Annotated in this window: 17 protein-coding genes; 3 read left to right on the top strand and 14 right to left on the bottom strand. The window is 57.1% G+C overall.

Annotated features, from left to right (window positions below; genetic code table 11):
- Positions 1-5: 5 nt before the first annotated feature.
- Positions 6-3,164 carry an efflux RND transporter permease subunit gene (locus tag ACP7AL_RS17180; protein ID WP_425993213.1) on the top strand — a complete coding sequence of 1,053 codons (3,159 nt, stop codon included), beginning with the start codon at positions 6-8 and terminating at the stop codon, positions 3,162-3,164.
- 32 nt (positions 3,165-3,196) lie between these two features.
- On the opposite strand, the gene ACP7AL_RS17175 is transcribed toward ACP7AL_RS17180, so the two are convergent.
- From ACP7AL_RS17175 to ACP7AL_RS17145, 7 genes are all read right to left on the bottom strand, one after another.
- Positions 3,197-5,761 carry a putative Ig domain-containing protein gene (locus ACP7AL_RS17175; RefSeq protein WP_425993211.1) on the bottom strand — a complete coding sequence of 855 codons (2,565 nt, stop codon included), beginning with the start codon at positions 5,759-5,761 and terminating at the stop codon, positions 3,197-3,199.
- 36 nt (positions 5,762-5,797) lie between these two features.
- Positions 5,798-7,366: a GNAT family N-acetyltransferase gene (locus ACP7AL_RS17170; RefSeq protein WP_425993209.1), complete on the bottom strand. Its 1,569-nt coding sequence runs from the start codon at positions 7,364-7,366 to the stop codon at positions 5,798-5,800.
- 89 nt (positions 7,367-7,455) lie between these two features.
- The gene (locus tag ACP7AL_RS17165) at positions 7,456-8,817 is read right to left on the bottom strand and encodes an HlyD family type I secretion periplasmic adaptor subunit (RefSeq protein ID WP_425993207.1); all 1,362 of its coding nucleotides are present in this window, start codon (positions 8,815-8,817) and stop codon (positions 7,456-7,458) included.
- Positions 8,818-8,855: 38 nt separating this feature from the next.
- Positions 8,856-11,012 (bottom strand): type I secretion system permease/ATPase, encoded by a 2,157-nt coding sequence (locus ACP7AL_RS17160; protein WP_425993205.1) that lies wholly within the window; start codon positions 11,010-11,012, stop codon positions 8,856-8,858.
- A gap of 68 nt (positions 11,013-11,080) precedes the next feature.
- On the bottom strand, positions 11,081-13,045 hold the full coding sequence (locus ACP7AL_RS17155; RefSeq protein ID WP_425993203.1) for a hypothetical protein: 1,965 nt from the start codon (positions 13,043-13,045) through the stop codon (positions 11,081-11,083).
- Positions 13,046-13,174: 129 nt separating this feature from the next.
- Entirely contained in the window at positions 13,175-13,975 is an 801-nt protein-coding gene (locus tag ACP7AL_RS17150) for a hypothetical protein (RefSeq protein ID WP_425993201.1), read from the bottom strand.
- A gap of 479 nt (positions 13,976-14,454) precedes the next feature.
- Positions 14,455-15,024, bottom strand: coding sequence for a hypothetical protein (locus tag ACP7AL_RS17145; RefSeq protein ID WP_425993199.1), 570 nt, complete (start codon positions 15,022-15,024; stop codon positions 14,455-14,457).
- Between the two features lie 49 nt (positions 15,025-15,073).
- Here ACP7AL_RS17145 and ACP7AL_RS17140 point away from each other — a divergent pair, with 49 nt between their 5' ends.
- Together ACP7AL_RS17140 and ACP7AL_RS17135 are read left to right on the top strand one after the other, a co-directional pair.
- On the top strand, positions 15,074-15,661 hold the full coding sequence (locus ACP7AL_RS17140; protein ID WP_425993197.1) for a hypothetical protein: 588 nt from the start codon (positions 15,074-15,076) through the stop codon (positions 15,659-15,661).
- A gap of 256 nt (positions 15,662-15,917) precedes the next feature.
- Positions 15,918-17,027, top strand: coding sequence for a DNA-binding response regulator (locus ACP7AL_RS17135; protein ID WP_425993195.1), 1,110 nt, complete (start codon positions 15,918-15,920; stop codon positions 17,025-17,027).
- A 78-nt stretch (positions 17,028-17,105) separates the two neighbouring features.
- Here the strand turns inward: ACP7AL_RS17135 and ACP7AL_RS17130 are convergent, their stop codons facing one another.
- From ACP7AL_RS17130 to xylB, 7 genes are all read right to left on the bottom strand, one after another.
- On the bottom strand, positions 17,106-18,200 hold the full coding sequence (locus ACP7AL_RS17130) for a glycerol dehydrogenase (RefSeq protein WP_425993193.1): 1,095 nt from the start codon (positions 18,198-18,200) through the stop codon (positions 17,106-17,108).
- On the bottom strand, positions 18,197-18,961 hold the full coding sequence (locus tag ACP7AL_RS17125) for an SDR family NAD(P)-dependent oxidoreductase (RefSeq protein ID WP_425993191.1): 765 nt from the start codon (positions 18,959-18,961) through the stop codon (positions 18,197-18,199). Before ACP7AL_RS17125 ends, ACP7AL_RS17130 begins: the two co-directional genes overlap by 4 nt.
- A 14-nt stretch (positions 18,962-18,975) precedes the next feature.
- Positions 18,976-19,809, bottom strand: coding sequence for a carbohydrate ABC transporter permease (locus ACP7AL_RS17120; RefSeq protein ID WP_006019446.1), 834 nt, complete (start codon positions 19,807-19,809; stop codon positions 18,976-18,978).
- Positions 19,809-20,669 carry a carbohydrate ABC transporter permease gene (locus ACP7AL_RS17115; RefSeq protein ID WP_051054990.1) on the bottom strand — a complete coding sequence of 287 codons (861 nt, stop codon included), beginning with the start codon at positions 20,667-20,669 and terminating at the stop codon, positions 19,809-19,811. Before ACP7AL_RS17115 ends, ACP7AL_RS17120 begins: the two co-directional genes overlap by 1 nt.
- Positions 20,670-20,733: 64 nt before the next feature.
- Positions 20,734-22,059 (bottom strand): ABC transporter substrate-binding protein, encoded by a 1,326-nt coding sequence (locus tag ACP7AL_RS17110; protein WP_425993188.1) that lies wholly within the window; start codon positions 22,057-22,059, stop codon positions 20,734-20,736.
- A gap of 60 nt (positions 22,060-22,119) precedes the next feature.
- On the bottom strand, positions 22,120-23,172 hold the full coding sequence (locus tag ACP7AL_RS17105) for an ABC transporter ATP-binding protein (protein ID WP_425993186.1): 1,053 nt from the start codon (positions 23,170-23,172) through the stop codon (positions 22,120-22,122).
- 3 nt (positions 23,173-23,175) lie between these two features.
- Complete coding sequence (gene xylB / locus ACP7AL_RS17100) at positions 23,176-24,702, bottom strand: xylulokinase (protein ID WP_425993184.1); 1,527 nt, start codon at positions 24,700-24,702, stop codon at positions 23,176-23,178.
- Positions 24,703-24,735 lie beyond the last annotated feature (33 nt).

Raw genomic sequence — 24,735 nt, 5'->3', positions numbered from 1 at the left:
CGGCCATGATCTCGAAATTCTTTATCGAACGGCCGGTGCTCTCAAACGTCATCGCGATCCTGATGATTTTGATCGGCGGTGTTGCGCTGTTTAGCCTGGCCGTTGCGCAATATCCCGATGTGGTTCCTCCTACTGTGCAGGTCACAACGCGCTACCCCGGCGCCAGCGCCAAGACGGTCATTGACACCGTGGCACTGCCAATCGAGCAGCAGGTCAATGGTGTCGAGGGCATGCTTTACATGCAGTCCTATAGCGGCGCTGACGGAAGTTATACGCTCACAGTGACATTCAGGATCGGCACCAATCTCGACTTTGCGCAGGTGCTGGTTCAGAACCGGGTCTCCAGCGCGCTGTCGCAGTTGCCGCAGTCGGTTCAAACCCAAGGCGTCACGGTTCAGAAGAAATCGACGGCAATTCTTCTGTTCGTGACACTGACGTCGCCGAATGCCACCTACGACAGCCTCTATCTGAGCAACTACGCCACGATCAACATCCGGGATGAGCTCTCGCGGCTGCCCGGTGTCGGCAGCGTGAACGTCTTCGGCGCAGGCCAGTATTCAATGCGCGTCTGGCTTGATCCGAACAAGCTGCAGGCTCTCGAACTGATGCCGCAAGACGTCATTCAAGCGATCCAGCAGCAAAGCCAGCAGGTCACGGCCGGCCAGATAGGAATGCCGCCGGCACCGCAGGGACAGGCATTCCAGTACACGCTGAATGTTCAGGGCCGGCTGGATGAAACGAGCGAATTTAACGATGTCATTGTCAAGACGGGCAGCAACGGCGATGTCACGCGCGTCCGCGACGTCGGGCGCGTTGAACTCGGCGCCCAGACCTACAGCCAGATATTCTCGCTCGACAAAAAGCCTGCGACCGGGATCGGCGTGTTCCAGTCGCCCGGAGCGAATGCTCTTGAGGTCCAGCAAGCCGTAAAGACGAAGATGACCGAGCTGGCACGCGGGTTCCCGCAGGACGTGCAGTTCGACATCCCGTTCGACACAACGAAATTTGTCTCAGCATCTATCCACGAAGTCTACAAGACGCTGATCGAGGCTGGTTTTCTGGTGCTTGTCGTCATTCTTGTGTTCTTGCAAGACTGGCGCGCCATGCTGGTTCCGGCAACGACGGTCCCCGTCACCATTATCGGTGCCTTTGCCGCGATGGCGGCGCTCGGCTTTACCATCAACCTGTCGACCCTGTTCGCCATCGTGCTCGCGATCGGAATCGTGGTCGATGACGCCATCGTCGTCGTCGAAGGTGCCGCACACAACATCGAACAGGGCATGTCTGGCCATGACGCAGCGATCAAGGCAATGGATCAGTTGTTTGCACCTATCATCGGGATCACGCTGGTCCTGGTCTCGGTGTTCCTGCCGGCCGCCTTCTTGCCCGGCCTGACAGGCCGCATCTATGCGCAATTTGCGCTGGTGATCGCGGCAACTGCTCTGATCAGCGCCATTAATGCTGCGACCCTGAAACCCACGCAGTGCGCGCTGTGGCTCCGGCGTCCGGTTCCGCCCGAGCAACGCAACTGGTTCTATCGCGGCTTCAACCTGGTCTATGACCGGATCGAGAAAGGTTACACCTCGTTCATCGATCGGATGGTCCGGCACAGCAATGTCTCGGTGGTCGTCGCGCTGATCCTGATTGCCATCGGCGGCTATGGTCTCTCCCGTGTGCCGACCGGATTTATCCCTATAGAGGACCAGGGATACCTGTTGGCTGCCGTGCAGTTGCCGGACGGCGCTGCGCTGGACCGCACCCAGCGCGTCCTCGATCAGGTGACCGAGATCGCCGGCAAGACTCCTGGCGTCTCACAGATCATCAGCATCGCCGGCATATCGGCGCTCGACAACAGCTCAAGTCTCGCCAATGCTGGCGTTGCATATCTCATGCTGAAGGATTGGGATGCGCGGGGCCCCGGAGAAGATCTGCGATCGCTCGTTGTCGGGCTGAACCAGAAGCTCGAAGCGATACCGGAGGCGCGGATTTTTGTGCTTCCGCCCCCGCCTATTCAGGGCATCGGTAATGCCGCCGGCTTCGCCATGCAGGTTGAACTGCGTGACGGCAACTCCGATTTCGGCAAACTTCAAGCCGTCACCCAGGCGGTCGTCGCCAACGCCCAGACACAGAGCGCGTTGCAACGCGTCAGTTCGCCGTTCCGCTCCATGGTCCCGCAGTTCGACGTCGAGGTTGACCGGATCAAGACACAAACGGTGCATATCACGACCGATCAGGTGTTTTCCACATTGGCGGCCTATCTCGGGTCGTCCTATGTCAATCAGTTCAACAAATTTGGACGCACCTTTCAGGTCTATGCGCAAGCCGACGCCCAGTTTCGCCTGACGACAAAGGACATCGAGAATCTCACGATACGCAACTCGCAAGGCGCGATGATACCGCTCGGCACGATCGCAACGGTCACACCGGCGGTAGGTCCCTCCCTCATCAGCCTCTACAATCTCTACCCGTCCGCCACCATCATTGGACTGCCGTCACAGGGCTACAGCTCCGGCCAGTCCATCACGCTGATGGAACAGATCGCCGACAAGACCTTGCCGCCTGGCACGGGCTATGAGTGGACCGCGATGTCGTATCAGGAAAAAGCCGTCGGCAGCCAAATCTACTACGTGTTTGGCCTCGCCTTGCTGCTGGTCTATCTGGTTCTGGCTGGCCAGTATGAGAGCTGGTTCGCGCCGATTGCGGTCATTCTGGCGGTGCCGTTATCTCTGCTCGGGCCGATGGCAGTCCTGACGGGACTGAGGATCGAGAACAATCTCTATACGCAGATCGGCCTGATCCTTCTGATCGCCCTCTCGGCCAAGAACGCCATTCTAATTGTGGAAGTTGCGCTCGAACTTCACGTCCGGGATCGCAAGCCGCTGCTGGAATCTGCTGTGGAAGCAGCACGGGCGCGGTTCCGGCCAATCCTGATGACGTCGTTTGCCTTTATCCTCGGTGTGGCTCCGCTGGTGTTCGCGACCGGCGCCGGCGCGAGCGCCCGCAAGTCAATCGGCATTACCGTGTTCAGCGGAATGCTCGCTTCGACCTTCCTTGCGGTTCTGTTCGTTCCAACATTCTTTGTCGTGATACAGCGGCTAGAGAACTGGCGCGCCGAACGTAAGGCAAAGAAGGCCGTCGCACAGCCGGCCGCAGTAGGGCCCTAGCCGCCCGAACCGTCGTGCTTTCACGGACCTGCCTAGGTTAAATGAAAATCGTGTTGATGCGTGTGAAGTTCTGCCGACGAACTGAGCCGGGTCGTTATCCCGTGATCGTCATGGCTGGTGAAAAAGTCGAAGCTTGTCATGGCTTGAACAAGAGTAGCCACATTAACCCCGTCACCAGACCAGGATCTATCAGACTGCATAAGGTCGGATGTCGACTGAACGTTGTGGTCAGTATTGCGGCCGAGGTCCGATCTGAAATCGAAGCTGTCGCGCTGATGAGAGTTACTGTTCCAGGAAAATGCGTGGCTTGAAAAACTATGGCTATGGTGAGACGAACTGCTCTGGCTTGAATAATCGGTTGCCACGCGAGACAGGCTGGTTTGTAAATCCGTAGAGATAGGACGGCCTGGGTCAAAATCTGTCGGAGCGGGGATCTGGGCTGATCCGTGCGCTCGCACATCAATCGCGCCGCTTCCGTGGCTCTCGCTCGGCGATGACTCATGCGAAGCATGTTCTACTGAGGATGATGAACCCACCTCCCTCGACGAATTCGAGTGATCATCCCTCTCCTGCGGGGGCTCCCTCGAGCATCTTTCGTTGCAACCGGCTGAATCCACCTCTCTTAGCTCGGACTTGTGGTGATCTTGTTCCTGACTATCGGAAACGACGTCGCCGGTTCCTGCCGACAGCTCACGGCTGTCGCTTGCCAGGATGATATCCTGGTCGTTTCCAGAAACTGCATCAATCGGACTGTCATCGAAATAGTGATGGTGGTGGTGATGATGATGGCTTTCCGCAATTACGAGGTCAAACTGGTCAACCGCGGTGGCGTTGTGCTCGTCACTCGCGATGACCTTGATATGGATAACGCATTCCTCGCCCTTCGGCGGCGTTCCCGAAAATGTCATCGACACAGGATCAAACGTGAGCCAGTTCGGAAGCGGATCGCCATTCGCTAACGTCGCGCGGAACGTCAAAGTATCGCTGGCATCGAGATCGGCGAATACACAGGCCGGGATGACATATTCGAATCTGCAACCTTCCTTGGCCCGCTGGTCCGGAATCGGATGCTCGACAGTTGGCTTATCGTTCAATCCGTTGATGGTCAGCGTGAGCGTTTCCGGAACAGCAGACGATCCAGGCTGGCTCTCGAAGCCAATCGTATAGATTGCCGATTCCCCAACACCCAGAAACGCGAATTGGCTCGCATCATAGTTCACGACGCCCGTTGCGGGATCGACATGCACCAGCCTGGCGAGATCGACGCCCTGAGGTGTCGGCACCGTACTTTCCACCCCGGTAACGGTGGCGGTGCCCGGCACGTATCGCCCCGCCGATTGATCGACGACCTGTCCATCGACCGAAACCGTGACCTGATCGCTGATGGCAAAGTTTCGTTCGACGGGTCCTTGCGATGCCTGGACGTCCACCACGTTTGCGACTGCGATCGCGCGCACAACCGGAGGCGGGGGCGCTTCAGGGAAAATCAAGAGATCCTGCGCCGTCGCGATAACCGGTATGATGGCGACACCGCTTGCAAGAGCGATTAACCCTGGCACACCGGATTCGACTCCCCGGCCAAAGGAATTACTGGCAAAACTTGCCAGCGGGTTGGCGCTGGAGCCGGTTTTTTCGCCTCCCGGGCCGTCCGGATTGTAGTTGGGGTAGTAAATCTTGAAAACCTGCTGAATGAGGCTTTTCTCGCTTTGGATATCGGCAAGCGTTTTGAGTTGATCAACAGCGGAGACGGGTTGTCCCGCGCCGAGCGGCGAGACGATTGTTACAAGGCCGGCCTGAGACACCACCTTGAGAAGTTCTCCGGTCGCCTTGTCGTAAAGATGAAACGATCCGATTTTTCCATCCGGCTCTCTCAATACCGAGAATTTGCTCGGTCCATCATCCGAAGCGATTTCCACCATAATCGCCGTGCCACGGATGCCCATCGTGGCAACCGGTGTTTCGACGCGCATGTTCCCGAACTTCGCGGTATGCCCGGCGACGAGGGTAATCGTTCCTTGTATCAAGCTTAAAAGCGACGAGTTGGACGATCCGTTTGGGTCATACGTCATCTCATCCAGGACGATGCGCGCATTCGATGCGAGACCAAGCGCCGTGCCGTCAACGAAGCTGATTCCGATCGTGGTATCCGGTCCGGTCTGGACGACGTCTCCCTTGAGAAGCTTGTCACCCTGCTTTAACTCGACAGGAACGCCATTGCGCGTAACCACCGCGGTACCGCTCACTTTCGCGACGTTGCCCACAGCAGGTACCGCACTTGCGATCTGGTCAGCTTGAGCATATTGGGCCCTCGCCGTCATCGCTTCAATTACGCGACCCGACAGGCTCGCTCCTTCTGGAGACATCAGCGGCGCGCGATGATCGCCCTTGAAATATTCCTGAACTGTAACGCTTTCGATTTCGTTGGAAATGATCAGATCAATGCCGACCCTGTCATAATTTCCGGAAAATAGAAGTTCGGAATTCACAAAGGCTGCCGGCGAACATGCGGCGGGACATTCGATTGAGTTCGCAGCGAACACAAATCCGCCTGAAATTGCGGTTCCGGCCAACCCTTGCATACTGAGATTGCTACTCATGTGGGTTCTGTTGCCTCGATTTCATGCCATCCCTGGCTATGCCGTTGCTGCTTCGCCTTGCTCCATTCTGCCGTTGGTGACGCGCCGTACTTTCGGCTCGCGACCATTCAGTTTAGGAGCACTCTCAGTCCTACCAAGAGCAGTCACGAGCGCCGCATTGACGTCCTCGATCCGGCCAAGTTTGACGAGTATCGCCGCCAGGTTCGCGAAAGCCTCGGGCAGATCCGGCTTTAACCGAATGACCTCCCGATAAGCGTTTACGGCATCTATATGATGTCCCAGCGCATCGCACGATTGAGCAAGACAGAACCACGGTTTGTAAATTTCGGGCCTGATCGCCGTGAGTGTCTTGAAAATCCGTTTCGCGGCAGCATGATCACCCTTGCTGGCCAGTAATTGACCGAGCCGATGAATCGCGTCCGCATTCTTCGGCTCCACATCCATGACTTGCCGGTAGCCGTGTTCGGCTTCCACAAGCCTGCCTTTCTGATGAAGCTCGGTTGCCTCTTTCAAAACATCGGGAATGGTTCGCTGATCGATCTTGCCGCCGAGATTCAGTCCGTTCTTGGTGCCGACCATGACGTACCGGATACGGCGCTCTTTCACACCGAATGAGTACTTGTAGGGCTCATTGCCACGCAGGAAGTCATACTCGGTGAACCCGTTGGCGATCGCATGCCGGATGCTGTGGGAATGCAAGATCACACCCGGCGGCGGGCCGTCGAAGGTTTCGTCTCGCCCGGTCATATAAAACAGGAAGGCATGCTTGCGCCGGTCGATCAGCGTCGCGAGCGCAGCAAGCGGCCGATCTTCCTTCCAAAGTGTCGGCAGGAACAGCAGACCGGCCCTGAAGCTGCGCGTCAGCATGGCCCGGTTCGAACGTATCAGCGTGTGAACGAGATCACCCTTGCGCGGTGTCCACTTGATCTCCCAAAATCGCAGCAACGTATTGAGGTCCCGCTCAATCGTCTCTGGCGTTGCCACGGTGATGCGATACTCGCCGGTTTCGTCGACGAGCCTCAACAGACGCCTGATCTTCTGTCTGGTGTTGGAACTCAACATATCGAGATATGCGTTCCAGTCCGGCGGAAGTGCCGCGAACGGACAGAGATTGTTGTCGATGTTATCGACTTTACCGATACGATTGATTTCACTGGTCTGGAAACCGGCTTTCGGAAAATGCGCCAGAAGAAGCCGAATGCGCGGCTCCGACATACGAATGTTTTCGAGATTGAGACGTGCCCAGTTCATCCGCTTCAGGTGCCGGGCAAATGCGGGAATGACCTGATGCTCCGCTCCGGGGGCGCAAAGAATGCCGGTATAGTCGGCCGAGAAATTACCGGCCATGTTCAGCTCATTGTGAAAACGCGCATTCTCCAATTTGGTTTGGATCCGCATCGGCAGGAAGGCCACATACGGGGCGTCTGCCTTCTCGCTCGTTTTCGCGCCAAGGACAAACCAGGGGGTGGAGATCTGCCCTAGCCAGCCTGAAAGCCATTTCCAGGACATGAACAACTGGGCATCCGGGTCCGCGTCATAGACTGCGTTCCAGTTCTCTTCCAGCCGGGCAAAATCCGGCAATGTGTCTATGACATCAATGCGCACAGGATGACCTCGCTTGTTATGCTCAATACCTCAAATCAACGCCTCAACCTTCCTAAGCAAACCTCATTTAAGACCGTAGACGCGCTTTCTCATCGCTCGCGGAACGCGCGCGTCATACTGTCGTGGATCGGCTTCACGATGTACTGGAAGAACGTTCGTTCAGTCGTCTTGACGTAGACTTCCGCCGGCATACCTGGCGTCGGGCTGAAACCCGGAATTGCGGCTGCTTCCTCATTATTCAGCTTAACGCGGATGATATAGATGTCGGTCGGTCCAACTTGTTGGGATTTTTTCTCGTCGGCCAGCGTATCGGCTGAGAGATAGATAACTTCACCCGATATCATCGGAGTAATGCGCTGATTGAGAGCGCTGAGTCGAACCGTTGCGTGCTGCCCATGCCTGACGCTGTCGATGTCCTGCGGGCGCACGCGGGCTTCGATGATAAGCTCATCCTTGAGTGGCAGTATTTCCATGATGTTCTTGCCGGCTTCGATCACGCCTCCTTGCGTGTGATACCGCAACTTGACGACCACCCCTCTGACGGGCGCCGTAATGCGAATGCGGTCAAGCACACCCTTTGCACTCAGCATTCGCTCGCGTACATCGACCAATTCGCCCCGCACCTCATGCATTTGCTCCACTGCGGTCTTGATCGCGGTCTTCTTGACGCCGTTGATCTGTTCAAGAGCCTTCGCGATGCGCTCTTTGGCGTCGCCGATATCGCCCATGATCCGGCCGACCTCTCCATCAAGGTTCGCTTGCGACCTTTGCAGTAGCAGAACCTCCGGCTTCCTTACCAAGCCGGTCTTCAGGAGATACTCCTTAGCTTCAATCTCCTCCTCGATGAACTTGATCTGGCGGCGGACACCGTCAAGCTGAATTCTGGAACCCTGAATTCTTTCGTTCAGCGCGTTGATGCCTTCATTGATCCCCGCGATATCGCTGTTCATATTATTCCTGCGGGCTGTGAAGGTCAGTTTTTGACTACCCAGTATTTCCTTCACTTCGGGCTCATTCATCGCCTGAATCAGTTCATTTGGAAACGCGATCTCATCGGCTTCGCTCATTTCGGCCTGCAACCGGGCATCTATCGCCGTCAGTCGCATGCGGCGGAGAAACAGGCGACGCAGCTCGGCGCGCGGAGCGGTTTCATCCAGATCAACCAGCAACTGTCCCTGCTCGACGATATCGCCCTCGCGCACGTAGATTTCACGTATGACGCCGCCTTCGAGGTGTTGAATGATCTTGTTTTGGCCTGTTGCGACAAACACACCTGACGCGACAATGGCGCCGGCGATCGGAGCCATATTGCCCCATACGCCGAAGCCCATGACCATAACCGCCATAATGAGCACACCGCCAATCGTCGGCAGGCGTGTCGACCGCGGCAGTGAATCGTACCAAGTGCCTTCAGCTACCTGCCCCTGAGCAGCGAGTTTTTTGCCTGACACCACAGCACCTCGATTCCTGTTAAATCAGATCTTCCTCATCAAGAATTCAGCATTGGCGGCCCGTCACCGCCGCTTGGTTTGCGTCCGGAAATGAGCGGGATGATCTCGTCACGCGTCCCGAACGCCTGTACCGCACCATTGTTAAGGATCATGATCTTATCGACGCTCCTAAGAAGCGCGGCACGCTGCGTGATCGTCACGACCGTTATCTGCTTCTCTTTTGCACGAATGAGCGCCTTGGCCAGCGCTCGCTCGCCATTCGCATCTAGATTTGAATTTGGTTCATCGAGAACCATCAGGCGCGGATTGCCATAGAATGCGCGCGCGAGCCCAATTCGCTGCCTTTGACCGCCGGACAACGGGCTTCCGTCCATGCCGACAATGGTTTCATAGCCCTGTGCGAAACTCGATATCATCTCGTGAACGTCGGCTGTTTCTGCCGCGTCGAAGATATCTTCATCGATCGCATCCTGCCGCATGCGTGCGATATTCGCCTTGATGGACGCGGGGAAAAGCTGGACGTCCTGTGGCAGGTAGCCGACGCTTTCGCCGAACTGACGCGTGTCCCAGTTCCGAAGGTCCATCATGTCCAGGCGCACATTGCCGGCCGTTGGGATAATTGAACCCACAAGCATGCGCGCAAGCATGGTTTTTCCGGTTCCCGAATCGCCCACGATCGCCAGCGACTCTCCGGGTTGTAATTGGAAGCTGATCCCGTTCAGGATGACTTTCTTGGTAGGCGGCGGAACGTACAGAATGCGCTCGACGCTGAGATGACCCTGCGGGCGCGGAAGCCGTAACCGGTCCAGGTTCAGCGGTGAATTTTGCAGAAGGGCTTTGACACGCCCGTACGCGGAACGTGCCTGCACAAAGCCGCGCCACCCCTCGATGGTCCCTTCCATTGGAGCAAGAGCGCGGCTCGCCACGATCGAGGCCGCGATGATCATGCCGCTGGTCAGTTGGCTCTCCAATGCCAGCCACGCGCCCCAGCCCAGAATCGCTATTTGTGTGCAGAGGCGCAGGAATTTCGAAATTCCCGTCATCATGATGTTGAGATCTTGCCCGGCGACCTGCGCCTTCAAAGACTCGACCGTTTCGTGGCCCCAGACCTGAACGCCCTCCGGGATCATGCCCATGGCATTGATGACCTGAGCATTGCGCGCCATCGCTTCTGCCTGAAGGTTGGCGCGGGTCCCAAAGGCATTCGCCCGTGTAAACGGAATGGCAGTGATCTTTTGATTTAGTATGGCGACAGCCATGAGCGCCAAACCGGACGACAGAACGATCAGCCCGAGTTGGGGATGGATCAGAAAAACAACCGCGAAGTACACAGGAGCTACCGGCGCGTCGAACATCGTCAGCAGTACCGGGCCGGTGATGAATGCGCGCAGATGCTGAAGGTCCGCAAGTGTCTGAAACTCACGACTCGACCCACCCTGTGCTGCTTTCGCAGCTGCGCTTAAAACAGGACCGCCCAGCCGCGCTTCGGTTTCGACTGCAACGCGCATCAGGATAATACGGCGCATCATATCCATCAGCACGTGTGCACCAATCGCCACCACCACGATCATCGACAGCATGACAAGCGTGTCGGTGCTTCTGCTCGTCATGACGCGATCCGACATGTTGAAAAGGTAGACGGGGATCGCGAGGACGAGAAGGTTGACGGCGATGGAGAATATCCCGACGGTCACAAGGTTGCGCCGCGCGTTGGCGAGGCCTTTGCCGAGAACATCTCGGAATTCATTATCGCTGGAACGCTTATGCAAGGGTGTCGAACCGCCGCCTCCACCGCCTCCCCCGCCGTTCGACGCTCCGTTACCTCCACCCCCGCCTCCATTCACTACGGATGGGACTGGTGCACCGGTGCTGACAGGTGAGCCGCTTGCCGGTGGACGCGCATCACTTTGCGGTTCTGGTGGTGTCTTAGCCACCTCCGGTGGCGCGGGATCGTCGGATCGCTTGGCTACGCTGTCTGCCGCGGACAGGGCTTTCTGGATTGAAACGGCGGCTCCGGACTGATCTTTCGCCAGTTCGGAAGCTTCCTTATGCGCCACATCGTTTGTGCCGCCTGGCGTATCGTGACGGGCGGGAAAAGGGACAACCTCCGCAGTGCGCAGTTTCGCGCTCTCTTCGTCGGTCAGATGCACAGACGTACTGGCCCTAATGTGAGGTTCGTTGTCGCCCCGTGTCATGTACCCCAGCCTCCACAACGCCGATCTGGTTCAACTCGATGACTTCGTTTTCACAGCACCTTTACCGTTCAGTGCATGACACTTGCTATTGGATCCTCGTGCACCGGCGTACTTAGTACCGGCTGCGCCACCGGCGCTTCCTCCTGACTATCGTTGACGAAAGCGATCAGCTCCGGAATCAGGGCCTGTGCATCGTGATTCAGCACATGACCTTTGTCGTCCGGCAGGAGATTTGCCTGCACGAGGATAGTATCGCCGTATACCTGACCGTTGACGAAAGTGTTGGTCGCACCAACATCGATAATTGCGACGTCATTGGAGAGAAGATTCTTGCCGCTAGTAACGGACTGGGATTCGAGGCCATCTGTGTCACGGGCGACAGCTGCAGCTGACGGCGGATCGAGAAACTGCATGACCATGTTGACGTCGGAAACGACATTGGTCTGCCAGACGGCGTTGACGTCGTAGTAGTCACCCTTGACATACAGCACGTTGAACTCGCCACCAGATCCGTCCACGAATTTCCCGTAAGAAGGATCGAGAGTCGTCGTGCCGCCTCCAACCGCAGACACGAGACTTTCGAGATTGTGGTTCATCGCCTCGAAATTGTCGTCACCATAATTCTCGATTGTCGCTTTGTTGTTCAATTCGTTCTGGCCCGACACCACCGACTGTGACGGATCTGTGCCTTCCCCGAACATTTTGATATAATCATTGTTCAGCAGGAGATTGTTCTGGAAGATTACATTCATGCCGTGATAGGCGCCGGCAACGATGATCAGATCGTAGTGAATCGATCCGTCGAACACTTGGGCCAGATTGCCCTGCTCATTCCCGCCGCTATAGAGCTCATAGTGCGAGTCCGCGCTTTTCTGAACAACGATATCGTTGTCGAGCAGATAGTTCATCTGAACGATTGTGTGAACACTGTAGTAGTTTCCTTCCACCACATCGACGTTCCATTGCGGTCCGGCGAAGGTGGCTTTCAGGTCCGCATAAATCCCTGGATGCTGGACGAAGTCGGCGATGTTGTCCGTAACATTATCTCCCTTCGCGATCGAAAGCCGGTCACCTCCAGCTGTGTCGATATGATCGTGATCAACGATCGAGTTGGTCTGGAAGATCGCATTGGTCTTGAAGTAATCGCCCATCACGATCATCGAGCGTCCGGATTCGCTCAGATCGACGATCAAGCTGGCGTTCCAGCTATCGTTGGCTCCTGTTGTAGCCCATTGCCCTAAGCCGTTACCAAGATCCGGCGCGGGCTCGGGTTGCGGAATGGGCGTCTGGTCGGGCGGCGGCGGCGCCGGTTCCTGCAAGACACCGTTCAGATAATAGCCGGGCTGAACTGAGTGCGCGCCCGGCGCGCCATCCTGAGAAACCTGGTCTTCGTTGTGCGCCGTGACAAATTCCGTGATGCCGGTTCCATTCTGGGGAATCCACCATTCTTTCGGAATCTGGTCGTTGGCTTCGTCTGCCATCCTTTCAAGGATGGTTTGGCTGTGCTCTGCGATCAGAGTAGATTGGACGGTAATGAGCGCTGTGTCGCAACTGCAGGCGACGCTGTCGCCATAGGGCGAAACGAGAAGACTATCGTTGTCCAGCAGGAAGTTGTGCTGCTTGATCTCTAGCTCGGTCTGCTGGCCGCCTTCCTGATACTGGACGGTGATCTTGTGCTCTATTCCTCCGCCTCCACCGCCGGCGCCGCGAGGTGCAATCAATCGTGGAAGCCCACCCGGCCCATCAGAATCCATATCTGCTTCTGGCAGTAGTGGATTGGGCGATCTTATCGGGAAGATGCGGGGGTTATGAAATTCGTCAAAGAGTCCGGGTTCCGGAGTCTTTAAACCCTGACTATCGAGGGGATCGAAATCCGGATTGCTTTCATAGTTTGGACGCGGCGTAACATAGTCGTCTTGCTTGCTTCGGTATGCAGCCGGGTCGTAGTCGATGCGATCCCGCGCGATGTCATTTATGATCTGCAGATAGCCAGCGAAGTGCCAAACGACTTCGGTTATGCCGCCGGGTACCATGGGAGCCTCCTATGTCAGGCTCAAGCAAGCGACGATCCTGCGGGGTTAGCCGCGACAACAAATCGTTTTAATATTTGAAGATCGTGAGGATAACCCGCGCGGCGGACGCCGCGCGGGCCATGTATTAGGTCATCCCAAATTATGGGAGTCAGTCCAGTCATCGCCGGCAATATTCGCCGTGACGCTGTTGAACTGGATGTTCGCACCCTGCGTAATGGTCTGGTTGAAAGCGTCCTGCGTCAGAGCGGCGTCGGCGCTTGCAATTGCACCCGTCGCGCTGTTGCCGGCCACGTCGTCGATCTTCGAATCCATCTTGACGTCGCCGCCCTCGATCTTGGCATCCATCGAGAAGCCGTGGCCATCTTCGCCACCCTTGAAGGACACCTTCGCGTCGCATACCGAGTCATTGTCCACCAGGTTGTTGACCTGATCGAGGTTGAACTGGTTTCCATTGCCGTCGATCTTCTGGTTCACCACGTCCGGCATGATCACCGAGCCGTGAACATCGCTCAGGCACGACAGATCGATAACCGGGCTGCTGAGGCCATCGGCGCTGAGATCGAGATCGACCTTCACGTCAACGTCAACATTGACCTTGTTGTCGATGGTGTTTTCGACCTTGTTCTCGACCTTGTTGTCGAGGCTGTTATCGACGCTGTTTTCGGTCTTGTTGCTGACCTTATTGTCCAGATCGTTGTCGATCTTGTTGTCATTGCTGTTGCTGTTCTTGTTGTCGTTCTTGTTGTCGTTATCGCTCTTGGAATCAAGAGACTGAACAGCAAACTGAGCCTGTCCCTGTCCCTGGCCCTGAAGCTGGCCCTGACCCTGAAGCTGTGCCTGCAAATTGGCCTGCTTCTGGTCTTGATCCTGGTCTTGCTTCTGGTCTTGGTTCGGATCGTTCCGCTTTGGCTTTGGCTGATAGTGACCCATGACGAACTCCTATGGGGTAAGGAGCATCGTGGTCGCCTCGAAAATCGCTGATCTTCTACGTCTGCGATCGTCAACGCGCTACGATGCGGTTGATGTCGGTCTCCCGACCGCGATCCCCTCGCAATTGTTTGCGAGACTCCGCATCGTCAGCGTTACTTATGTGGAAGTCTGGGAATAGCCGCACATTCGAGCATTACGAATCGTCTTAAGCATTAGACGAACGACACCATTCGATATGATTCCCGCGGTCCCTAAGCTATTCGAGAGTCCCCAAGCTAATCCTTTCGGCTAGCAAGGGTCACCCAAATGGATAGTTTTGCACGTCAGGATTGTTGCAATCGCGTTGCGCACGGCAACAGCCAGCAGGAGAAGCCTACGCGCAGGAACGCGAGAACGCAGCAGCAAAGTAATCAGCTCGGCGGCTTGTCCACCGAAAAGCCCATCGTCTCACCTGCAATCGCGAAACGGCGCAAGCCGTATCAGGGCGATGGTTTGGCCGAACCCAAATGACTTTCCAGCCGCGGCAGGAAATCCCAGATATCGCGGTTGATGCGCGTCATATCTTTTGTCGCCTTCACCATGCTTTTCAGCCGCGCCTCATCCATCGGCTTCATTTCGCCAAACCGAAGACTATCCTTTGTCTGCACGATCCGCATCGATTGCGTGTGGGTGATCTGGCCACTGGCATCGACGATATACATGCAGTGATTGAATTCGTTACGGACATGGGTCGATTCATTGAATCGCTCAATGATCTTGGAAAGCGCCTTCTCGAGATTCGGGTCCCGGATGGTGATCTTCGCCAGACGCTGAATGAGATCCAGCCGCGCGCGCGTGGTGTTAAGCGTGGCAAAGGTCAGCGCCGCAGATGCCTGATCCGTTCGTAAAAGGAGCATGAGAACGTAAATGAACAGACTCTCGTTATTGGTCCAGCTTGAAACCAGATTACCGATCAGCGCCAGAATGAGCGTGCGGCGATCGGCCGACGCAGGCGCCGATGCTGCAAGCGCCTCGAAATCGGGCTTTGTCGGAAGCCGGCTGGACACCATGGACAGGTCCACTCCTGACGGGTCTGGAGCACCGCACGATTATTGATGTATGATCCAGCAGGTCCTTGAACAAAACAAGGGCGGCATTGGCATTCTGACACTTTTTGGAGACCTTGCGGAGTGCAGCGACATGTGGCGCTGGGCCCTAGACCTATCCAAAGTTCGTAGAGCTCACAGGGCCGCAACCGCTGTGATCTCACCCATGGTCGAGAAAAGCCGCCACCGCCTTGGGGGCATATCCGACCTCACATGGTCGGACCCATACATGGTCGGCTTCATGGTCATGTTGATTACCATCGCGGCCAGGATCGAAGCCGGCAAGATCGAGGGTGAGGCTTTGTGTCGCGTACAGGCTAGATCTTGGAAAGACATCACCACGATACGATCCGGGCTAATCGGCGAAGAGGTGCTTTTGTTGAGTACCTCATGCAATCGAGAGTTTGAAACCGGTTGCCGGAATGCATTCGCCTTCGGCTCGATGCTTGTCGGGAATTCAATCCTCTTTGCCGGCGCTGGGACAGGATGGCAGGACCGGCCCCGCGACCTGCAAGAAGCGGATTCGACAATCACAGAGCGGGACGACGTATCAGCTGCATGGGAACGCTTTTTCGATGCGCACGTCAGCGTACGTCCGTGATAATATGGCAGAGCGAGACGCAGCAACTCTCTAAAGTTCCCTTCGTGGAACCCGTTGGAGGACACGTTTGACGTGCATCCAACTTTCAAAACGCAAGTTTGTGCAGCGCGATGACCCCCCACATAAAAACGTTGCAGGATTGCAAAAAAGGGGGACTATACTGAGGATTAAAGGCAAATTGATTAGACCCGCTAAGCATTGCGTTTTGAAATGGAAAGGCCCGTGCGACCACCGAAGTAATGAGTAGGGGCGTATTATGAGTATCACCGGTTATTCAAATTCAACTTCATTCCGCGAACGACAGCGAGCTTTGGACGATTTGTCTGAACAAATTTCTCTCAGCGAATTTCAGAATAATCCCGCTGAACAGAATGCCAGCCGGCGTCACGATACACACTCCAGCGGTCACTCTTTGCAATTCACACTCAAGCAATCCATTTTGAGAAAATCGCTTCCGAGCAGAGCTCGTCTCTTCATGCGAACTGGCGCTGACCACCCTTCTTCACCAGCCGTGCACACCCGTCTAGACTCCGCCTGCAAGCACGAGACGAATTCACAGGACGCACGCCCGCTTCCTCCGCGCCATCGCGCAGATCCCAAAACCACAACCAAGCCCAATGAAATCAGGCATCTCAACGGAGCCAACGAAAAGGATCACAAACCTCCTCCTGTAAAAAAGCCCGGGATCGTCGTGATCCATCAGCGCGCGTTTTTTCGTGACTGTTTCGTTCGCTGTCTTGAAATTTCTTACAGAAGCCATGGCATTTTCGCATTCACAAACATCTTTGAGTGGAGAAACTCGACCGAACAGAATGCTCTTACACCGGCCGTGATCGTATTCTTTGTCGATGGCAGCGGATCGTCCAGCGTCGCCGACCTTCAATTTCTTGAATCCAGCGCCGCCGATATTCCTGTCGTTATCATGTCCGACATCGACGACACGAACTATGTGATGCACGCGCTGAGAAATGGAGCACGCGGCTACATCCCAACTAGCTTACCATTCAATGTTGCCGTTGAAGCTGTGCGCCTGGTGGAAGCTGGCGGAACATTTGTGCCTGTCAGCAGCCTTGAGCTCGATCGCAACAAGCAGCCGGCGGTGTCCAAAACAAGCGAGCTTTTGACAGAACGGCAGATGATGGTCGTCGAAGCGCTCTGTCAGGGGATGGCCAATAAGCAGATCGCCTATGAGCTTGGTATGAGCGAGCATACAGTTAAAGTCCATCTTCGCCACATCATGAGAAAGCTCAAGGTCAGAAACAGGACTGAGGTTGCCGTCCTGACCAAGGATTTCTTTGAAAAGACAAACGATCACAAGTGGCTGGATTCTGGGACCGGCAGCCATAAGGATGTTCAGTCTTCGTGATTGCGCGTGAGCTCGCAAGGTCTTGCCGGAACCGGTCAAGGCCCTGGACCCTCTGGTGAGTCTTTGGCCAGACGGAGCTCAACTAACCGATCTCGCAAAACGGTCTGCCTTGTCGAGCGCGGCCACAAGGCTTTGCTCAGTCACCGCCCCTACAAACTGCTTCAGATACGGCGCTTCGGCGATCGAGCGCTGGGCGATCGTCTGAATGCCATCCTGCCTGTCGCCGGAAAACCCGAGGTCCTTCAGGCTTGTCGGCAGGCCAAGCGTCTTGTAGAACGTCATTATGTCGGCGAGAAATTCTTGTGATCTCTGCTCCAGACAGAGCTGCGTCAGAAGACCGAATGCCACCTGTTCACCATGCAGCGCGCCGTTGAGCGATGGAATGGCCGAGAAGCCACGCGTCAGCGAGTGCGCAATCGACAGCCCGCCGCTTTCAAAACCTAATCCGCTGAGCAGAATTGTCGCTTCTACGATATTCTCAAACGCAGCATCAGGCTCCTTCCGGTCGACCGCCACGAGCGATGCAACCGCATCCCTCCGGATCACCTGATAGCACTGGTTCGCAATTGAAACCGCGAGTTCGGCCGGTCGAGCCTTGTAGAAATTCATGCCGCCAGAATTAAAGCACTGCTCAGCTTCGAACTTCTTCGAGAGTGCATCGCCAATGCCCGCAACAAAAAATCTGCGCGGTGCGCGTGCGATGATCGATGTATCGACAACCACCGCGTCCGGATTGGTTGGCATCAGCCTGACTTCTTTCAGGACATGATCGTCGGTGTAGACGATCGCAAGACGGCTGGTGGGCGCATCGTTCGAGGCGACCGTCGGCACCACGATAATGCCCCCGCCTCGCTGAATCCGGACACCTTTTGCGGTATCGATCGCCTTGCCGCCACCAATCGCGACAACCACGTCTGTGCTTGCAGCACTAGCCCTGCCCGTCATTGCGTCGATCTGGGTAGCAGAGCATTCGCCCGAAAATTCAGCGAACTCTATGCTGTCGGTACACGGCTGCAGCAGTGTTTCGAGTTGCTCACGAAGGACTCCCATCACCGCGACATCCGCCACGACCAGGGGGCGGCGGCCATACAGCGGAACCAGTGCCGAAAGCTCATTCAGAGCGCCGGGGCCCTGTACATACCGATGCGGGCCGCCGAAAGCTCGAATGGTCATTGGTCACCCCAGAAGAAGTCACGCTTGCCGCCATCCATGCAGATCAGCGCGCCATTGATAAAAGCGGCCTGAGTGGAGCACAGAAATGCGATCAGAGAACCCACTTCGTCGGGCTGGCAGAACCGGCCGAGAGGGTTTTGCCCAGCGATGATGGCGCGCTTCTCGGCGGAAAAGCCGGCGATCAGCGCGGTCTCGACATAACCCGGCGCGATGGCATTCACGGTGATGCCGGCGCTGCCGACTTCCTTGGCCAGCGTCCGCGTGAAACCAATGACCCCTGCCTTCGCCGCGGAGTAGTTCGTCACACCGGGACGTCCACCCCCGGTGACATTCATCGAAGAGGTATTCACGATCCGCCCGAAGTTCCGCTCGCGCATAAACGGCACTGCATACTTGCTGCACAGGAATGTGCTGCGCAGGTGAGTCCGGACAATGATGTCCCAATCGTCAAGGGACATGTTCTCGGCAAGGCTTCCGAGATGGCGGCCGCCGGCACCCGCGTTGTTGACCAGTATGTCGAGTTGCCCGAGACCGCGGTACGCCTCGCGCACGACCGCTTCCGCGCCAACCTCCTCGGACACGTCACCGATACAGGCCACGGCTTTCGCTCCGTTCGCACGCAGCTCCGCGACGGTGGCATCAGCGGCATCACGGTCGATGTCGTTGATTGCGATCGAACAACCTTCCGCCGCCAGCGCAAGTGCCTCGGCCTTGCCGATGCCGCGCGCCGCGCCGGTGACCAGCGCTGCTTTGCCTTTCAATCCGAGATTCATAATTAGCCTTTTACTGCACCGGCACCGAGGCCTTGAATGAAGTACTGCGTCAGGAGCGCGAACGCTGCGAACAGCGGCAGCGCGATCAGCGTCGAGCCCGCCATGATCTCGCCCCACCGCAAATCGAATGAACCGACCATCGAAGCAAGCCCCACCGGAAGGGTCTTGTTGGCATCGCTGCCGATCATGATCAGCGCGAAGGTGTAGTCGGTCCAGGACAGCAGAAACGAGAAGATTGCAACGGTAATAAGCCCCGGCAGCGAGAGCGGAAGAACCACGCGTAAAAATGCCCCGAGTCGGGTGCAGCCATCGACCATCGCGGCCTCTTCCAACTCAAACGGCATGCCTTTGAAGAAGCCCCACAGAAACCAGACGCCGAGCGGGAGCGTCAGTGTCAGGTGCGACGCGATCAGCCCAATCAGCGTGTCGCTCAAGCCGAGCCGCGCAAAGATCGTGAACATAGGAATCGCGATCAGCAGCGGCGGGAACATATAGGCGTAGAGCATCGCGCCGACGATGAGCTTCTTGCCGCGAATGCGCTGTCGCGTCACGGCGTAAGCAATCATCACCGAAAAGACCATGGTCACGACGACCGTGACCACCGCCACGACGACGCTGTTCATGAAGTGGGTCGGATAGTCGGTCAGTTCGAGCAGGTTACGGTAGTATTCCAGCGTGAATGGCCCCGGCATAAGGGAGACCGTGCTGAGCAGACTCGTCGGCTCGCGGAGGCTGGAAATGAACATCCAGTAGATCGGAAACGCCGAATAGATCGCGATCACGATTGCGGAGGCATAGAGGCTGAGCCGGGCGGGGAGCGATTTAACGGCGGCCATTAATCGTCCTCCAGCGGGAAGATACGGAAGTAGAAGAACACGGCCACAGACAGGATCGCGAACGAGATCGTCGCAATCGCAGCACCGCCGCCGATGTCGAACAGGCTGAACGCGTGACGATAGGACAGGATGGCCAGATGTTCGGTGGAGCCGACCGGACCGCCGCGGGTCAGTAGCCAGATTACGTCGAATTTGTTGAACATCCAGATTGCGCGCAGCAATACCACCACGGTGAGGATCGGCTTCAGCATCGGCAAGGTAATGTGGAAGAAGCGCTGAACCGCCGTAGTGCCGTCGACTCGTGCTGCCTCGTAAAGGGATGTCGGCACCGTTTGCAGAGCCGCCAGAAAGCATGTCGTGACAAATGGTGTCCACATCCAGACGCTGACGAGAACGACAGATGTCATTGCCGCGCCTGAGCTCTCAAACCAATTCACCGGCGGCAGGCCCATCGCGGCGATAGTCTTGGTGATAATGCCGATACTGCCGTCCACCATCCATTTAAACGTCAGGATCACGACCACGGTCGGCAAAAGATACGGTAGGATGGACAATCCGCGCACGAAGTTTCGGCCTGGAAACGTCTCGTTCAGGATCAGCGCGAATCCGATGCCAAGCACGACTTGAAGCACGATCGACCCGAGAGAATAAAGCACACCGTTCCAGAGTGCGCGCCAGAACTCCGGTAACTTCAGAATTGCGATGTAATTATCGAAGCCAGCCCACTTCGCTTCGCCGACGAACGAATCAAGCTTGTAAAAGCTCAGGCTGATCGCATACGCCACCGGCGCAACGATCAAAACGAGCGTCACGAGAAGTCCGATCACCAGGAAGGTGTATATCGTCGCCTTCGAACTCAACTTCGTCTTTCCGGGGAAGAGCCCGGCCGGGAGCATCCGGCCGAGCAGTTGGCACACGCGTTTCTTATGATGCCGTGAGCTTGCGCATCTTGTCTCCAGCCGCCTTGACGCATTCGGTCGCCGGCATGTTCTTCAAGACGCGATTTTGCAACATCTCGGGGATCACAAAGCCTTCGAACACCTTACCCGGACGCAGGTCCGGCGCCGGGCCTTCCGTGTCGACGGACGTCAGGATCATCGACTTGTCGACGATGAAATTTTTCATCGTCTCCACCGCATCCTTGTGCTTCTCGATCAGCGGGTGGGCGCGCCAGCGCGCGTCCTCGTAGACGTCGAGGCGTGGCGGCTGGAAGTGCAGCGGCGCGGTGTGCAGGAAGTTGATATACTGGTTCTCGGTGAACCATTTCATGAACTTCATCGATTCACTGGAGTTCGGCGTCTTCAGCACAACCCAGCCGTCATAGCCGTGGTTGACGGCCTTCGCCTTCCCTGCGCTGTCCATGTACGGCGTGATACCGTACTTGGTCGCGAGAGCCGGCGACGTGCGCTCCAACGCTTCAATGATACGGCCCGCATAGGCAGTGTGTCCGACCTTGTCCGAGGAGAAATTGGAGAGAACCTCGCCGAAGCTCGCCTGGCTGGTGCCCGACGGCATGGTCTTGTAAAGGTCGGCGAAGAAATCGAGATAGGCCGCGACCTTCGGAGCGTTCGCCGCGTTGTCGATGGAGACATTCCATTTGTCGTCGAAAAGCTTGACGCCCTCGGCCCACATGAAGCCCGGCGACAGCCAGTTGGTCGCGCCGTTGCTGCCGATCGGGAACAGCGAGCCTGAGCGGCCATCCTCGTTCAGCGCCTGTGAGTTCTTCAGCATCTCGGCCCAGGTCTTCGGGACGCTCAAGCCCTTCTTCTCGTAGAGATCTTTGCGATAGTAGATCCAGGCCAGATTGTAGTCGTAGGGATACCAGTAGACCTCATTCTTGATGGGGAAGAGAATTTTCGGTCCCCACTTGTGCTTGCTGGTCAGTTCGGTCAGCGGCATCAAATGCCCTTCGGCCTGCAGCAGCAGAACGTGACCGACGAATGCGAATGTCGCGATATCATAGGGCTGACCGCCGCGCAGAGACGTCGTCACCTTGGTGAAGGCATCGTCAAGCGGCACCGAGTCAACAATGACTTGCGTGCCTGTCATCCGCTCATACTCGGCACAGGCAACTTTGAGCGCGCGAATGCTGTCGATGGAAGTTTCGGTGTTCAGGAAGCGGATGGTTTTCTTGCCTTGGCCCCATACCGCCGGTGCGCCGAGCGTGCCTGCGGCAAGACCCGCGCCAACTGCTCCCGCTCCCTTGATGAGCGTACGGCGATCGATATTCGATATTCCGTCTTTAGCCATTTCCCTTGTCTCCCCTAGAAATTTCACTGTTGTGAACGTTCATTTTGGTTTCTTGGTCGTCTAAAGTCGCTGCCCCGTTGACTTCGAGAACAGGTGGAGCCGTCCAGCCTGCAGCCGGACGGGAATTCGTTGGCCGAACTTCCAGTTATCGACACGGTCGGTAAGAATACGCAGACGAGCCCCGCTCACTTCTCCGATCGTCAGTGTCTGAGCTCCTAGTTGCTCGATGACGCCGACCTCAAATGCCAGCGCGTCGGGTCCCTCGCCAAGTGCGATATGTTCGGGCCGGATACCGAGCACGACATCCTCGTTGGCCGCTCGGTATTGCTCGGGCAGAGAAACCCGCAGCGCACCACTCTCGAACACGCCATTGGATGCTCGTCCTTCGACGAGATTCATTTCCGGCGAACCGATAAATCCCGCCACAAACAGATTCACGGGGCGATCGTAAACTTCGAGCGGAGCCCCAACCTGCTGCACGTGACCGTCGCGCATGATGACGATGCGATTGGCAAGCGTCATCGCCTCGACCTGATCGTGGGTCACATACACCATGCTGGTGCCGACTTCCTGGTGCAGGCGCGCGATTTCCTCTCGCATCCGGACACGCAGCTTGGCGTCCAGGTTCGACAGCGGCTCGTCCAGCAAAAACACCTCAGGTTCACGCACGAGCGCACGGCCGAGTGCGACGCGCTGCATCTGGCCGCCCGAAAGCTGTTTCGGCTTACGCTTCAGGAATTCATCAAGACCCAGCATCTTTGCTGCGCGCTGGACCCGCATGTCAATCTGCGCAGGATCCATCTTTCGCATCCGCAAACCGAAGGCGAGATTCTCGTAAATCGTCTTGTGCGGATAGAGTGCGTAGTTCTGGAACACCATGGCGATGTTGCGATCTTTCGGCTCCAGCGCGGTAACATCGCGGTCACCGATAAAGAGTTTGCCTGAGGTAATTTCCTCAAGGCCCGCCATCATGCGCAGCGTTGTCGACTTTCCGCAGCCTGATGGCCCGAGGAACACCACGAATTCACCGTCGCGAATCGTCAGATCAACGCCGTGAACGGCGACAACCGGACCGTAAGCCTTGCGAACCTTTTCGAGCCTAATCTCTGACATGCATCACTTGTTCTGACCGGCCACGAAACCGTGGATGCGATGATTGATCGGCGCGAGCGCCTTCTGAATATCGCGGTAAATCGGAAAACCCTGATCGTAGACAGCGGTCCGGGCCGGATCCGGCACCGCCCGCGATACGATTTGAACGACATCGGCCGCCGCACGCTCATCCTTGAAAACGCCAATGCCGACGCCTGCCAGCAATGCCGCGCCATACGAGGCATCAGCGACGGCTGGCAGTTCAACCGTGATGTTCAGCACGTCGGCGACGATCTGTCGCCACAAGGCGCTGCGCGCGCCGCCACCCGTCAAGCGCGCCGTCGAAAATCCAAGACCCTTGGACTTCATGACCTCAAGACAATCCCGCAGGGAATAGGCCACGCCCTCGTAGAGCGCGCGGACAAAATGGCCGCCGCCGTGGTTGAAGCCTGCACCGACGAAATCCGCCCGCAGCAGCGGGTCCCAGTAAGGGCTGCGTTCGCCATTCAGATAAGGATGGAAGAACAATCCCTCTGCGCCTGGCCGCACCGCAGATGCTCGGGTATCCATGGCATCGAAAACTGCGCTGCCGTCTTCACCGTCACGGCGGAAGAATGTATCGCGCAGCCATTTGTGCGCGGACGCGCAGGAGTTGGTAGCGGCAATGACGTACCAGTGGTCCGGCACGACATGATAGTAATTGATCAGCGAGAAGTCTGGCTGGGCCTTGGGCGACAGCACATTGACTGTCGCGGCGGTCGCGAGCTTCACGACCCCCATCCCCTCGCGCACCATGCCCGCGCCAAAGGTCTCCGCTGCGGTATCGGACGTGCCGCAGACCACCGGCGTGCCTTCCGCCAGGCCTGTCGCCTGCGCAGCTTTCGCCGTCACCTTGCCGACAATGGCGCTCGGCTTGACGATCGGCGGCAATGTTGCCATCGGCCAGCCAATCATGTCGCACAGTTCTTTCGACCACTCTACCTTCTGTGCATCCAGCATCAGAGTGCCCAGAGCATCAATAGTATCGGTCTCCCAAGTACCGGTGAATTGCGCGCGCAGCCAATCCTTGGCGACATAAAGCCGCCTGACACGCGCGAACGCTTCCGGCTCATGCGTGCGCAGCCACTGCATCTGCGGCAACGTCCAGGTCGGGTTGGCGCGATTGGCCCCGATCTCCAGAATACGCGCGTCAGCCTTGTCGCGAAGCTGCTGCGTCTCCTCGCGGCTGCGCTGATCGTTCCATAAAATCGCGGGGCGGATCACGTGGCCGTCGGCATCCTCGAGCACCTGCGTGTGAGCGCCGGCCGAGAACGAAATCGCGGCGATATCGGACGCGGGGCGCCCGGACGCTTTCAAACCACAACGTAATGCATCGCAAGCCGCCAACCACCAGTCATCAGGGTTCTGCTCGCTCCAGCCCGGATATGGCGACGATGTCGCGACGGGTGCGGACGCCTCGCTGACCAGCGAACCATCACTCCTGATGATGCTGATCTTGAGCGAGCCCGCACCGAGATCGATGCCGACCAGGAGAGGATCAGACACAGCCATGCGCACCCTCCCCGAATGCCGCGCCGCCGCGCG

This window comes from Afipia sp. DC4300-2b1 (assembly GCF_049895725.1).
Classification (GTDB): Bacteria; Pseudomonadota; Alphaproteobacteria; order Rhizobiales; family Xanthobacteraceae; genus Afipia; species Afipia broomeae.
This window is presented reverse-complemented; position numbering and strand designations above follow the sequence as displayed.

Coding starts and splice junctions, on each gene's coding strand:
- ACP7AL_RS17110 (WP_425993188.1), bottom strand. CDS start 22,059: ATGGCTAAAGACGGAATATCGAATATCGATCGCCGTACGCTCATCAAG.
- ACP7AL_RS17130 (WP_425993193.1), bottom strand. CDS start 18,200: ATGACCATTCGAGCTTTCGGCGGCCCGCATCGGTATGTACAGGGCCCC.
- xylB (WP_425993184.1), bottom strand. CDS start 24,702: ATGGCTGTGTCTGATCCTCTCCTGGTCGGCATCGATCTCGGTGCGGGC.
- ACP7AL_RS17155 (WP_425993203.1), bottom strand. CDS start 13,045: ATGGTACCCGGCGGCATAACCGAAGTCGTTTGGCACTTCGCTGGCTAT.
- ACP7AL_RS17140 (WP_425993197.1), top strand. CDS start 15,074: ATGATCCAGCAGGTCCTTGAACAAAACAAGGGCGGCATTGGCATTCTG.
- ACP7AL_RS17180 (WP_425993213.1), top strand. CDS start 6: ATGATCTCGAAATTCTTTATCGAACGGCCGGTGCTCTCAAACGTCATC.
- ACP7AL_RS17175 (WP_425993211.1), bottom strand. CDS start 5,761: ATGAGTAGCAATCTCAGTATGCAAGGGTTGGCCGGAACCGCAATTTCA.
- ACP7AL_RS17105 (WP_425993186.1), bottom strand. CDS start 23,172: ATGTCAGAGATTAGGCTCGAAAAGGTTCGCAAGGCTTACGGTCCGGTT.
- ACP7AL_RS17120 (WP_006019446.1), bottom strand. CDS start 19,809: ATGGCCGCCGTTAAATCGCTCCCCGCCCGGCTCAGCCTCTATGCCTCC.
- ACP7AL_RS17150 (WP_425993201.1), bottom strand. CDS start 13,975: ATGGGTCACTATCAGCCAAAGCCAAAGCGGAACGATCCGAACCAAGAC.
- ACP7AL_RS17160 (WP_425993205.1), bottom strand. CDS start 11,012: ATGACACGGGGCGACAACGAACCTCACATTAGGGCCAGTACGTCTGTG.
- ACP7AL_RS17135 (WP_425993195.1), top strand. CDS start 15,918: ATGAGTATCACCGGTTATTCAAATTCAACTTCATTCCGCGAACGACAG.
- ACP7AL_RS17145 (WP_425993199.1), bottom strand. CDS start 15,024: ATGGTGTCCAGCCGGCTTCCGACAAAGCCCGATTTCGAGGCGCTTGCA.